Source organism: Streptomyces sp. WMMC1477 (assembly GCF_027460245.1).
In the GTDB taxonomy this organism is placed as follows: Bacteria; Actinomycetota; Actinomycetes; order Streptomycetales; family Streptomycetaceae; genus Streptomyces.
Map to the genome: position 1 here is coordinate 2,976,620 of NZ_JAPZBD010000003.1, position 12,562 is coordinate 2,989,181.

The window sequence follows — 12,562 nt, forward strand, 5'->3', positions numbered from 1 at the left end:
GGGACCGGCCGCACGGTCAGCCCGCGCCGGGGCCGCCGTCCCGGGGCGGAGACCGTCACGGAGTTCGCGGCCGGGAACGTGCTCCACCAGGAACGTGCGCCACCAGGATGCCCACGCGTCATTCGAGACAGGAACGGGAAGCGAAGCGATGCCCGGGATACCCCCGATCGAGGCCTACCCGATGCCCGCCCCCGGTGATCTGCCGGCCAACACCGCCCGGTGGACGCCCGATCCGGCCCGCGCCGTACTGCTCGTCCACGACATGCAGCGGTACTTCCTGGCGCCCGTTCCCGCCACCGTGCGCACCTGGCTGGTGCACAACACCTCGGCCGTCCGCGACCGGTGCGCCGCGCTCGGCGTTCCGGTGGCCTACACGGCCCAGCCGGGCGACATGACGGCCGAACAGCGGGGCCTGCTCGCCGACTTCTGGGGCCCGGGCATGCGCGCGGCGCCGCCCGACCGCGAGGTGGTCGAGGAACTGGCGCCGACGGACGGCGACTGGCGGCTGACCAAGTGGCGCTACAGCGCGTTCTTCAACTCGCCGTTGCTGGAACGCATGCGCGCCAGCGGCCGGGACCAACTGGTCCTGTGCGGTGTGTACGCCCACGTCGGCGTCCTGATGACCGCCGTCGACGCGTTCACCCACGACATCCAACCGTTCCTCGTCGCCGACGCCGTCGCCGACTTCTCCGCGCAATACCACCGTATGGCCCTGGACTACGCCGCCGAACGGTGCGCGGTCGTCCTGACCGCGAAGGAGGTCCTCGCATGAGCCCGGCCCTGTCGTCCGGCGTGGCGGACGAAGACGACCTGTTCCACCGCGTCCTGACCGATCCGCCCGGCGCGTACGCCCTGCTCCACCGCCCCGAGACGACGGGCACCGGCACCCTCGACGTCCTCGTCGGCGAGGTCTCCCGGCCCGCGACGCTCGCCGGACTCCCGTTGCCGGACGCGCCGGAACGTCCCGGCCACGCGCACCACGAACTCCTCGTGCTCGTTCCCTACCGGCAGATCGCCGAGCGGGGCTTCGCCGTTCCCGACGACGGCGCCCCGCTGATCGCGCTGGCCGTCACCGACCAGCAGCGGATCGGCGTGCACGACGCGCTGGCCCGCATCCCCGAGGTGCCGATCTCCCTCAGCGGCGGCCACTTCGACGTGGACGACGCGGCCTACCGGGAGATCGTCAAAGCCGTCGTCGACCGGGAGATCGGCACCGGTGAGGGCGCGAACTTCGTCATCAAGCGCTCGTTCGTCGCCGATATCACCGACTACGGCCCACACAGCGCGCTGACCTTCTTCTCCCGCCTGCTGCGCCGGGAGGCGGGCGCCTACTGGACGTTCCTCGTCCACACCGGCGAGCGCACCCTCGTCGGCGCCACGCCCGAGCGACACATCAGTGTGGAAGCGGGCAAGGCCGTGATGAACCCCATCAGCGGCACCTACTCCTATCCGCCCCAGGGGCCCACCCTGGACGGCGTCATGGAGTTCCTCGCCGACCGCAAGGAGGCCGACGAACTCTTCATGGTCGTCGACGAGGAACTGAAGATGATGGCCCGCGTCTGTGATCAGGGCGGCCGGGTGGTCGGCCCGTACCTCAAGGAGATGACCCGGCTCGCGCACACCGAGTACCTCATCGAGGGGCAGACCACCCGCAGCGCGGCCGACATCCTGCGCGAGACGCTGCTCGCCCCCACCGTGACCGGGTCCCCGCTGGAGAGCGCCTGCCGGGTCATCAGCCGGTACGAGCCGCAGGGGCGCGGCTACTACAGCGGCGTGGCCGCTCTCATCGGACGCGACGCGTCGGGCCGCCCCGCGTTGGACTCCGCCATCCTCATCCGCACCGCCGACATCAGCGCGGCGGGCCGGGTGGCGATCGGCGTCGGCTCGACCCTGGTGCGCCACTCCGACCCCTGGGCCGAGGCCGCCGAGACGCGGGCCAAGGCGGACGGCCTGGTCGCCGCCCTCGACTCCGGCCGCAGCGCCCGCTTCGCCCGCCATCCGCGGGTCAGGGCGGCTCTGGAGCACCGCAACGCCTCCCTCGCGGAGTTCTGGCTGCGCGACGACGCCGACCGGGCGGCGAAGCAGAACGATCCCCTGCTCGCCGGACTGCGGGTCCTGGTCATCGACGCGGAGGACACCTTCACCGCGATGATGAAGCATCAGCTCACCGCCACCGGACTGGCGGTGACGGTACGGCGCTTCGACGAGGACCACACCCTGGACGGCTGGGACCTGGTCGTCCTGGGACCGGGCCCCGGCGATCCGAGCGAGGAGGACGACCCGCGGATGCGGCATCTGCGCGCCACGGTGCGTACGCTGCTGGAGCGCCGGGCCCCGTTCGTCGCCGTGTGCCTGAGCCACCAGGCGCTCAGCCTTGCCCTCGGGTTCGAGGTCCACCGGCTGGCCACTCCCAACCAGGGCGTCCAGAAGGGGATCGATCTGTTCGGCTCGACCGAACGCGTCGGCTTCTACAACACCTTCGCCGCGTGGAGCGAGGTGGACCGGCGGGAGGTGCCGGGCGTCGGGCTCGTCGAGGTGAGCCGCGACCGTGCGGACGGGGAGGTGTACGGTCTGCGCGGCCCGCACTTCGCCTCCGTGCAGTTCCACGCGGAGTCGGTGCTCACCCAGGACGGCCCCCGCATTCTCGCCACGGCCCTGCGGGCGGCTCTCGGGCTCGGCCCCGGGTAGGTCTTCGGGGAGTCGCCGTCAGGGTGTCGGGCCCACGTCAGGACGGATGTGAGGGCGACGGCTGCCGGGTGGGACCGGGCGGTCTTGCCGGAGCGGGTGGCGATGCCCTGCCGCTGCTTGCGGTGGTCGGGGCACCGTCCGACGACGTTGCGATGCCGCCGGGAGGGCACCGGTGCGGAACGTCCACCCGGTCCCGCTCAGGGCCAGCCGTTCGTCCGGTCGGGGCCGCTCCGGCGCGGGCCGGGGCGGCACGGGCGGAGGAGATCCCCCTCTCCGTCAGCCGGCCCAGGGCGACGTGACGTCACACCGCGGCCCGGCATCCGAGATCACCGTGGCGACAGGCTCCGGGTCGTCTAGACGGCCATGCCGTAGACGATGGTGAACAGGGTTCCCAGCGACCCGATGATGAAGACGCCGGTGAGTCCCGCGACGATCAGGCCTTTCCCCTGTTCGGCGCTGAACGTGTCGCGCAGGGCGGTGGCGCCGATGCGCTGCTTGGCGGCACCCCAGATCGCGATGCCCAGGCAGATGAGGATCGCGACGGCCATGACCACCTCGATCATGACGCGGGCCTCGGTGCCCAGGGAGCCGAACGGGCCCCAGTCGGGTGCGATTCCCCCGATAATGGTGGTGATGTCGCCTTCTTCGGCCGCAAGGAACATGTGAACTCACCGCCACAGGTGGGTTGTCGGTATCGGCTCGGTACAGCCTTCTCGAATTCTGCCATGGAATGCGATGGTTGGGGGGTGCGGAAGGCTTGGGTGGCTTCGGGGTGCGGTCTCGGTCTGGTGTTGTCGTTCCTGGCGCTGCTGGTGGTGGGCACGTACGTGTCCGCGTCCCAGTTCGGCCCGGGCGGGGGCAGCCCGGTACGGCTGGCGAAGGGCTCGGTGCCCGCGGAGTACGCGGAACTCGTGCAGAAGTGGGGAGGCCTGTGCGAGGCGCTGAACCCCGCGCTGCTGGCGGCACAGCTGTACCAGGAGAGCGGCTGGAACCCGCGGGCGCAGTCGCCCGCCGAGGCGCAGGGCATCGCGCAGTTCATCCCCGGCACCTGGGCCGTGCACGGGCTGGACGCCAACGGGGACGGCGAGGCCAACGTCTGGGACCCGGAGGACGCGATCCCCTCGGCCGCGTCCTACGACTGCACGCTGGCCCGCAACGTCGCGGAGGTGCCGGGCGACGTGACGTCGAACATGCTGGCCGCCTACAACGCCGGGCCCTACGCCGTCATCAAGTACGGCGGGGTGCCGCCCTACGAGGAGACGCGGAACTACGTCGCGGTCATCCGCACGATGGAGAAGTCCTTCGCGGCGACCCAGGGGCGGCTCTCGCCCGCGCGACAGGCCGCCGGGGCCATCCACTACGCGCAGGAGAAGCTGGGCACGCCCTACCTGTGGGGCGGTGACGGCACGGCCGAGGACGACGGACGGTTCGACTGCTCGGGGCTGACCAAGGCCGCCTACGCCTCGGTGGGCATCGAGCTGCCCCGCGTCGCCAACGACCAGTGGAACGCCGGGCCGCATCCCTCCCGTGGCGAGCTGCTCCCCGGCGACCTCGTCTTCTTCGCCCACGACCTCGACGATCCCCGCTCCATCCACCACGTCGGGATCTACGTCGGCGGCGGATACATGATCGACGCCCCCTACACGGGGGCCGTCATCCGGTTCGATCCCATCGACTCGCCCGACTACTTCGGGGCCACCCGCCCGACCGGCTGAGTGCGGCCCGGCCGCCCGGTGGCCCTACGCTGGGTGGGCCGCCGCTCACGACGGACACGGGCCGCGGAGGGGCCGCGGACGCCCAACGCGGGCCGTGGACGCCGGAGACGGGCCCCCGCACCCCGGGGACGCGTCGCGGGCGCCGGGCACGAGGCGGCGGTCGGTCACCCTTCGATAACGTGGACGTGATCATTCAGTGGATGGCGGAACGCCGGACCCGGCTGCCGCGTTCCCTGACCAGGATCGGATGACCTTCCGAGACACGGGGGCCGGTAGCCATGCAGAGCGAGTTACACGGGTGACGCGAGTGACAGCGAACGAGAGGCCGCAGCGCCATGTCTGACTGGGACAGCTCCGACGTCGAGCTGCTCTACCGCGTCAACGGCTGGTCCGCGAGCCTGCCCGACTGGGCGAACTCGGCGCTGGCCTTCCTCAGCGAGTACGGCGTCATCGCCGGCCTCATGGTGCTGGGCCTGTGGGCGTGGTGGACGGCGCGCCGCCGGCCGGACGCCGTGACCGCCGTCGCCGGGCTGATGTGGGCCCCGCTGGGCGCCTCGGCCGCCTACCTGGTCAACTATCCGATCCGGGAGCTCGTGGCCAGGCCGAGACCGTTCGTCGACCACGAGGGGCTCAACGTCCTGGTGGCCGGGAAGGACGGCTACTCCTTCGTCAGCGACCACTCGGCGCTGGTGATGGCCCTGGCCGTGGGCATCTTCGTCGTCAACCGGAAGCTCGGCGCGCTCGCCATCGCGCTGGCCCTCTTCCAGGGCTTCGGCCGCGTCTACACGGCGGTGCACTACCCGACGGACGTCGTCGGCGGGCTGGCCCTGGGCGCCGCCGTCGTGCTCCTCCTGGCCCCGCTCGCCGCCGCCCTGCTCACCCCGCTCACCCGGGCCGTGGCCGCCTCGCCGCACGTGGGGCGGCTGGTGCAGGCCCCTCCGCGGGGGGCCGTCGAGCCGGAGGACGCGCCCGGCGAGCCGGTGGCCGCGGCCCACGGCCGCGACCTGGCGGCCTGAGCCTCCGCCCCGCTCGCCCGTCTCCGGACGCGGGGTGCGGCCACGCCCCGCCGTGGGTGGCGGCTACGCCCCGCCGTGCTCGCCGGCGTCCGCCTGTGCCCGGGCCCGGGCGCGCCGCGCGGGGCCGCGCCAGCCGCAGGAGCAGTGGGCGCTCACGAAGGAACCGCGCTCCCGCAGGCTCGTGGTGTGTTCTTCCGTGGCGTCGGGAGACTCTCGCTGGTCGGGCACAGGGCCAACGCTACCCGGGCGTAACGGCTGGACAGGTGCCGTCGTTAAGCGGATCGAGTCCAGGGACGGTCCGTTGGGGGTCTGGTTGCGATGGACAGGCGGAAGGCCGCTGCCGGTGTGCTCGCGTCGATCGTGCTGACGGCTGTCGTGGGCACGGGGTGCTCGGGACGCACCGCCGCGGTGCCGGAGCCGGCGGGCGAGGATCCCCGCGCCCAGATGCGCCGGTTGGCCGACGAGTTGGCCGAGGCGCGGACGTCACGGGTGCGCAGCCGGATGGAGCTGCGCAGCGGTGGCACGCGGCTGACCATCAGGGGGGCCGGGGGGTTCGACTTCACGCGGCGCATGGGCCGGATCGAGGTCACTCTGCCCGGCGGGCGGCAGGGCCCGGTCACGGCGCTCATCGCGCCGGGCGCGCTCTACATGAAGAACCGCGGCGCGGGGGTGCCGGAGGACAAGTGGGTGCGGGTGGATCCGGCGGAGCTGCCCGACGGCAACCTGGTCTCCAACGGCGTGACGGATCCGCTCGTCGCGGTGGAGCTGCTCCGCGGGGTCAGCTCGGTGCGGTACGTGGGCACGCGGCGGCTGGACGGCGAGCTGGTCCGCCGCTTCCGCGGGACGACCGACGTGCGGGCGGCGGCGGGTGAGGCCTCGCGGGGCCGGCGGGGCCAGCTCTCGGCGGCGGCGAAAGGCTTCTCCACCCGGGCCGTGCCCTTCGAGGCGCACCTCGACGAGGAGGGGCGGCTGCGCCGCGTGCGGCACACGTTCGTCTTCGGCAACGACGAGGCCGTCGTCTCCACCACGGAGCTGTACGCGTTCGGGACGTCGGTGGAGGTGGAACTGCCGCCGAGAGCGGACGTCTACACGGGCCGGATCGCCACGGCCACGCCCGCGCCGCCCGCGTGACGCCGACGGCGGGGGCGCGGGGGCGGGTGAGGCGGGCGTCCGGCCCCGGGGAAACCCGCCCCCGGTGGGCCGGGCTCCGGGGGGGGGCGTCCGGTGTCCCGCGGGACCACGTCCGGGTGGTCCTAGTCCGGATGTGTCATGCGGGAATGCCCCGGGCCGTCCTACGGTGAGGCGTCGGGGGTGAGCGGTCGGCCCGTCCGCGCGGCGGGGCTCGGCCGTTCGCGGCTCAGCGTGCAGGGAGGTGGCCACGGATGCCGAGGGAGCCGTCGGCGGTCCAGGACCGGGAGGCGCTCGCCGAGATCGAGCTGTACGGAGAACTCATCATCGCCGCGGCCGCCGAGCCGGACGAGCGGCTGAGTGACGACCGGATCGACGAGGTGCTGGGCACCGGGCGGCGGAACGCCCCGGAGCCGGACGCTCCGGCTGACGCGGAGTGCCGTGAGGACTGACGCCGTACCGCATGTTTTCAGCCAGGGGTTGACGCCATGAGGGGGCGGCCATGACGTCCCGTATGCGCGGGATGTCCGGCTCAGGTGCGCAGGAGCCGGGCGATGGCGGCGGTGGCTTCCGCCACCTTGGCGTCCATCTCCTCGCCGCCCTCGTCGGCCGCCGCGGCGACGCAGTGCCGCAGGTGCTCCTCGAGGAGCTGGAGCGCGAAGGACTGGAGCGCCTTCGTCGAGGCGGAGACCTGCGTGAGGACGTCGATGCAGTACACGTCCTCCTCGACCATCCGCTGAAGCCCGCGAATCTGCCCCTCGATGCGCCGGAGCCGCTTGAGATGGGCGTCCTTCCGCTTGCTGTAGCCGTGCGGTCCGGGCGGCTGCGGCGAGGGCGCGGGCTCCGTCGCCCCGGCGCGGGTGGGTTCGACGGTCGTCATGTGTGCTCCCCTGATCCTTCTCCGGGTCATACCCCGGCTGGGTATATTGTACCGATTTTCCCGCGAGGCCCGCGATGGCGGACAGTGCCCTGCCTTGGCCCCGGTTCTGCGGCCGACCCCCCATGGGCGACACTGGTGACCACCGGTTCGCCGTGGCCGGATGATGCGCCTAGCATCAACGAGACTGTCGCCCGAGCACACCCGAGGACCCCTTGTGCGCTTTCGTCTGACCCCCAGGGAGACGAGCTTCTACGACATGTTCGCCGCGTCAGCGGACAACATCGTGACCGGTTCGAAGCTCCTCATGGAACTGCTCGGGGCGGAGTCCTCCGCACGGACCGACATCGCCGAACGGATGCGCGCGGCCGAACACGCCGGCGACGACGCCACGCACGCGATCTTCCACCAGCTCAACTCCTCCTTCATCACCCCGTTCGACCGTGAGGACATCTACCGCCTCGCCTCCCTGCTCGACGACATCATGGACTTCATGGAGGAGGCCGTCGACCTGGTCGTCCTCTACCAGATCGAGGAGCTTCCCAAGGGCGTCGAACAGCAGATCGAGGTGCTGGCCAGGGCGGCGGAGCTGACCGCCGAGGCGATGCCGCACCTGCGCACCATGGAGAACCTGACCGAATACTGGATCGAGGTCAACCGGCTGGAGAACCAGGCCGACCAGATCCACCGGAAGCTCCTCGCCCACCTCTTCAACGGCAAGTACGACGCGATCGAGGTCCTCAAGCTCAAGCAGGTCGTGGACGTCCTGGAGGAGGCGGCCGACGCGTTCGAGCACGTCGCGAACACGGTGGAGACCATCGCGGTCAAGGAGTCCTGACCTGTCGTGGACACGTTCTCCCTGATCGTCGTCGTCGGCGTCGCGCTCTTCTTCACCTACACCAACGGGTTCCACGACTCCGCCAACGCGATCGCCACGTCCATCTCGACCCGGGCGCTCACGCCCCGCGTGGCGCTGCTCATGGCGGCGGTCATGAACCTGGCCGGCGCGTTCATGGGCAGCGGCATCGCCGAGACGGTCAGCGAGGGCCTGATCGAGACGCCGAGCGGCGACAACGGCATGCTCATCCTGTTCGCCGCGCTGGTCGGGGCGATCACGTGGAACATGGTCACCTGGTACTTCGGCCTGCCGTCCTCCTCCTCGCACGCGCTGTTCGGCGGCATGGTCGGAGCGGCCCTCGCCGGGGCGACGACCGTCTACTGGGACGGCGTGCTGACGAAGATCGTCATCCCGATGTTCCTGTCGCCGCTGGTGGGGATGTGCCTCGGCTACCTGGTGATGACGGGCATCCTGTGGGCGTTCCGGAACGCCAACCCGCACCGGGCCCAGCGCGGCTTCCGGATCGCCCAGACCGTCTCGGCGGCCGGCATGGCACTCGGCCACGGCCTCCAGGACGCCCAGAAGACGATGGGCATCGTGGTGATGGCCCTGGTCATCGCCGGAGTGGAGGACCAGGGCGAGCCGATCCCGCTGTGGGTGAAGGTCGTCTGCGCGCTGATGCTCTCCCTGGGCACCTACGCGGGCGGCTGGCGCATCATGCGGACCCTGGGCCGCCGCATCATCGCCCTCGACCCGCCCCAGGGCTTCGCCGCCGAGACCACCGCGTCCTCCGTCATGTACGCGACGGCCTATGTCTTCACGGCCCCGATCTCCACGACGCACCTCATCACCTCGGCCATCATGGGCGTGGGCGCGACCCGCCGGGTCAAGGCGGTGCGCTGGGGCGTCGCGAAGAACATCGTCGCCGGCTGGTTCATCACCATGCCGGCCGCGGCCGCGGTGGCCGCGCTCGGCTACGGCCTCACCTACCTGGTCGTCGGCTGACCCCACGGCGCCCCGGCCCCGATCTGCTCCCGGTCCGCCCGGCGCCCGGCCCCGCCCGACCAGCGGATCGCCCGCGCCCGGACGCGCCGGAAGGGGTCCGGACGCGCCGGAAGGACCCGGACCGCGCCGAAGGGCCCGCACGCGCCGGGCGCGCCGCACGCGCCGGGCGGTGCCGGAAACGCAAAGGGGGCCCGCCCGACCCTGGACGGGGGTCGGGCGGGCCCTTCTCGTCATGCGGTGGCACCGCCATGCAGCACCGCAGACGTCTCGGTCAGCCGAAGCGGCCGGAGATGTAGTCCTCGGTGGCCTGCACCGAGGGGTTGGAGAAGATGCGCTCGGTGTCGTCGATCTCGATCAGCTTGCCGGGCTGCCCGATCGCCGCGAGGTTGAAGAACGCGGTGCGGTCGGAGACGCGCGCGGCCTGCTGCATGTTGTGCGTCACGATGACGATCGTGTACTGCTCCTTCAGCTCACCGATCAGGTCCTCGATGGCGATCGTCGAGATCGGGTCGAGGGCCGAGCACGGCTCGTCCATGAGCAGCACCTGCGGCTCGACGGCGATGGCGCGGGCGATGCACAGCCGCTGCTGCTGACCGCCGGAGAGGCCGGAGCCGGGCTTGTTCAGCCGGTCCTTGACCTCGTTCCACAGGTTGGCGCCGCGCAGCGAGCGCTCCACGACCTCGTCGAGCGCGCTCTTCCTGTACTTGCCGTTCAGGCGCAGCCCGGCGGCGACGTTGTCGTAGATCGACATCGTCGGGAAGGGGTTGGGACGCTGGAAGACCATGCCGATCGTCCGGCGCACGGCGACGGGGTCGACCCCGGGGCCGTACAGGGACTCGTCGTCCAGCATGACCTTGCCCTCGACGCGCCCGCCGGGGGTCACCTCGTGCATGCGGTTGAGGGTGCGGAGGAAGGTGGACTTGCCGCAGCCGGAGGGCCCGATGAAGGCCGTCACGGAGCGGGGTTCGACGGTCATCGAGATGTCCTCGATGGCCTTGTGGCTGCCGTAGTAGGCCGTCAGGCCGCTGACGTCGATGCGCTTGGCCATGTGGATCACTTCTTTTCTGCGTACATCCGCGTACACGCCCTGCCGGGATGGTTCCGGTCACCCGCGTACGTCGCGTTCATGGGGTCTGTGTACCTGGCCGTCAGTGGCCGGTCTTGGGGGCCTTCCAGCGGGCGACGCCTCGGGCCAGCAGGTTGAGCAGCATCACCAGGGCGATGAGCACCAGTGCGGCGGCCCAGGCCCGGTCGTAGGCGTGCTGGTTGCCGGCCTTGAACTGCGTCCAGATGAAGTACGGAAGCGAGTCCTGCGGCCCTTCGAACGGGTTGTTGTTGATCGACGAGGCGCCGAAGACCAGCAGCATGATCGGTGCCGTCTCACCCGCGATGCGGGCCACGGCGAGCATCACACCGGTGGTGATACCGCCGATCGAGGTCGGCAGCACGACCTTCAGGATCGTCCGCCACTTCGGCACGCCGAGGGCGAGCGACGCCTCGCGCAGCTCGTTCGGGACGAGCTTCAGCATCTCCTCGGTCGAGCGTACGACGATCGGCATCATCAGGATGGCGAGTGCCATGGCCCCGGCCCAGCCGGAGTAGCCGAAGTCGAGCAGGATGATCCAGAAGGACAGGATGAACAGACCCGCGACGATCGAGGGGATGCCGGTCATGACGTCGACGAAGAACGTCACGGCCTTGGCGAGCTTCCCCTTGCCGTACTCGACCAGGTAGACGGCGGTGAGCAGGCCGATGGGCGCGGAGATGAGCGTGGCGAGGCCGACCTGCTGCAGGGTGCCGATCAGCGAGTGGTAGACACCGCCGCCCGGCTGGAGGTCGCGCAGCCCGCTCATGGAGTGCGTCAGGAAGTAGAGGTCGAACATCTCGGCGCCGCGGGCGACCGTCTCCCACACCAGGGAGGCGAGGGGCACGATGGCGGCGAGGAAGCAGACCCACACGAGGCTCGTGGCCAGGCGGTCCTTGGCCTGCCGGACGCCTTCGACGGCGGAGGTGAGGGTGTAGCTCGTCAGCACGAACAGCAGGGCGGCGATCAGGCCCCACTGGGCACGGCTGCTCAGGCCGGCGAGTACGCCGATGCCGATGCCGAGGCCGGCCGAGGCGAGGGCGATCGCCAGCGGGGCCCAGCGGGGGAGCCGGGCGTGCCGGAGCGTGGCGGGGCGGGGGGCCGCGGCGTCCACGGGACGCTGGTCCATGACGGTGTTGCTCATGCGTTGGCCCCCGAGTACTCCTTGCGGCGAGCGATGATCAGACGGGCGCCACCGTTCACCAGCAGGGTGATGACGAACAGCACCAGGCCGGAGGCGATGAGGGCGTCGCGGCCGATGTCGCCGGCCTCGTTGAAGCCCGCGGCGATGTTCTGGGCGAAGGTGCCGCCGCCCGGGTCCAGCAGGCTCGCGCTGATCAGGAAGCTGGGCGACAGGACGGTGGCCACGGCCATCGTCTCGCCCAGGGCGCGGCCCAGGCCGAGCATCGAGGCGCTGATGACGCCGGAGCGGCCGAAGGGCAGGACGGCCATCTTGATGACCTCCCAGCGCGTGGCGCCGAGCGCGAGCGCGGCCTCCTCGTGCATCTTCGGCACCTGCTTGAACACCTCGCGGGAGACGTTCGTGACGATCGGCAGGATCATGATCGCCAGCACGATGCCCACGGTGAACAGCGAGCGCGCCGCGCCGCCGTCGTAGGCGAAGATCCCGGTCCAGCCGAAGTAGTCGTCCAGCCACGTGTACAGACCGGTGAGGTTCGGCACGAGGAAGAGGGCGCCCCACAGGCCGTAGACGATGGAGGGCACGGCGGCGAGCAGGTCGATGACGTAGGCGAGCGGCCCGGCGAGCTTGCGCGGCGCGTAGTGCGAGATGAACAGCGCGATGCCGACGGCGACGGGCACGGCGAGCGCCATGGCGATGATGGAGCTCACCACGGTGCCGAACGCCAGGACGGCGATGCCGAAGACCGGCGGGTCGGCGTTGGCGTTCCAGTCGAACGTGGTGAAGAAGTTGCCCTCGTTGACGGAGAGGGCGTTGAAGGTGCGCCAGGTGAGGAAGGCCGCGATGGCGGCCATGATCACCAGCAGGGTGATTCCGGAGCCCTTGGCGAGGCCCAGGAATATGCGGTCGCCGCGGTGCGTTGCGCTCCCCTTCCTGCCCTCGGACTCACCGGGAGTCCGGGGAGGCAGCTCCGCCTGGGGCGGAGGCGCGGCGGTCTTCGTCATGTCCATGGTTTCTCCGGTCTGGTGCGGGACCGGCCGTTCGGCGGGGTCGGTCCCTGGCGGCGGTGC

The 12,562-nt window shown here is 71.3% G+C and carries 14 protein-coding genes; 8 read left to right on the forward strand and 6 right to left on the reverse strand.

Going from position 1 to position 12,562, the window contains the following annotated elements; translation table 11 throughout:
- The first annotated feature begins 148 nt into the window (after positions 1-148).
- Positions 149-772, forward strand: coding sequence for an isochorismatase family protein (locus tag O7609_RS13695; protein WP_269736658.1), 624 nt, complete (start codon positions 149-151; stop codon positions 770-772).
- Positions 769-2,688 carry an anthranilate synthase family protein gene (locus O7609_RS13700; RefSeq protein ID WP_269743633.1) on the forward strand — a complete coding sequence of 640 codons (1,920 nt, stop codon included), beginning with the start codon at positions 769-771 and terminating at the stop codon, positions 2,686-2,688. Before O7609_RS13695 ends, O7609_RS13700 begins: the two co-directional genes overlap by 4 nt.
- A 353-nt stretch (positions 2,689-3,041) precedes the next feature.
- Here the strand turns inward: O7609_RS13700 and O7609_RS13705 are convergent, their stop codons facing one another.
- The gene (locus tag O7609_RS13705) at positions 3,042-3,350 is read right to left on the reverse strand and encodes a hypothetical protein (protein WP_219092566.1); all 309 of its coding nucleotides are present in this window, start codon (positions 3,348-3,350) and stop codon (positions 3,042-3,044) included.
- 84 nt (positions 3,351-3,434) lie between these two features.
- On the opposite strand from O7609_RS13705, the gene O7609_RS13710 reads away from it, so the two are divergent.
- Both O7609_RS13710 and O7609_RS13715 read left to right on the forward strand, forming a co-directional pair.
- Complete coding sequence (locus O7609_RS13710; RefSeq protein WP_269736656.1) at positions 3,435-4,403, forward strand: C40 family peptidase; 969 nt, start codon at positions 3,435-3,437, stop codon at positions 4,401-4,403.
- 335 nt (positions 4,404-4,738) lie between these two features.
- On the forward strand, positions 4,739-5,419 hold the full coding sequence (locus O7609_RS13715; RefSeq protein WP_269736655.1) for a phosphatase PAP2 family protein: 681 nt from the start codon (positions 4,739-4,741) through the stop codon (positions 5,417-5,419).
- A gap of 63 nt (positions 5,420-5,482) precedes the next feature.
- Here the strand turns inward: O7609_RS13715 and O7609_RS13720 are convergent, their stop codons facing one another.
- Complete coding sequence (locus O7609_RS13720; RefSeq protein WP_269743634.1) at positions 5,483-5,647, reverse strand: hypothetical protein; 165 nt, start codon at positions 5,645-5,647, stop codon at positions 5,483-5,485.
- Positions 5,648-5,737: 90 nt separating this feature from the next.
- Between O7609_RS13720 and O7609_RS13725 the strand changes: the two genes are divergently transcribed.
- Together O7609_RS13725 and O7609_RS13730 are read left to right on the forward strand one after the other, a co-directional pair.
- On the forward strand, positions 5,738-6,550 hold the full coding sequence (locus tag O7609_RS13725) for a hypothetical protein (protein ID WP_269736654.1): 813 nt from the start codon (positions 5,738-5,740) through the stop codon (positions 6,548-6,550).
- 251 nt (positions 6,551-6,801) lie between these two features.
- Positions 6,802-6,999, forward strand: a complete 198-nt coding sequence (locus O7609_RS13730; RefSeq protein WP_269736653.1) for a hypothetical protein — start codon at positions 6,802-6,804, stop codon at positions 6,997-6,999.
- An 80-nt stretch (positions 7,000-7,079) separates the two neighbouring features.
- Here the strand turns inward: O7609_RS13730 and O7609_RS13735 are convergent, their stop codons facing one another.
- Positions 7,080-7,427 carry a metal-sensitive transcriptional regulator gene (locus O7609_RS13735; protein ID WP_269736652.1) on the reverse strand — a complete coding sequence of 116 codons (348 nt, stop codon included), beginning with the start codon at positions 7,425-7,427 and terminating at the stop codon, positions 7,080-7,082.
- Between the two features lie 214 nt (positions 7,428-7,641).
- Here O7609_RS13735 and O7609_RS13740 point away from each other — a divergent pair, with 214 nt between their 5' ends.
- Positions 7,642-8,262 (forward strand): DUF47 domain-containing protein, encoded by a 621-nt coding sequence (locus O7609_RS13740; protein ID WP_219092559.1) that lies wholly within the window; start codon positions 7,642-7,644, stop codon positions 8,260-8,262.
- Between the two features lie 6 nt (positions 8,263-8,268).
- Positions 8,269-9,267, forward strand: a complete 999-nt coding sequence (locus tag O7609_RS13745) for an inorganic phosphate transporter (protein ID WP_269736651.1) — start codon at positions 8,269-8,271, stop codon at positions 9,265-9,267.
- Between the two features lie 271 nt (positions 9,268-9,538).
- Here O7609_RS13745 and pstB read toward each other — a convergent pair whose 3' ends face one another.
- From pstB to pstC, 3 genes are all read right to left on the reverse strand, one after another.
- Entirely contained in the window at positions 9,539-10,315 is a 777-nt protein-coding gene (pstB, locus tag O7609_RS13750; RefSeq protein ID WP_219092557.1) for a phosphate ABC transporter ATP-binding protein PstB, read from the reverse strand.
- Positions 10,316-10,415: 100 nt separating this feature from the next.
- A complete protein-coding gene (pstA, locus tag O7609_RS13755) occupies positions 10,416-11,495 on the reverse strand; it encodes a phosphate ABC transporter permease PstA (RefSeq protein ID WP_269736650.1) in 1,080 nt (359 codons plus the stop codon).
- Complete coding sequence (gene pstC / locus O7609_RS13760; RefSeq protein ID WP_443072115.1) at positions 11,492-12,502, reverse strand: phosphate ABC transporter permease subunit PstC; 1,011 nt, start codon at positions 12,500-12,502, stop codon at positions 11,492-11,494. The genes pstA and pstC overlap by 4 nt, the downstream gene beginning before the upstream one ends.
- Between the last annotated feature and the right edge of the window lie 60 nt (positions 12,503-12,562).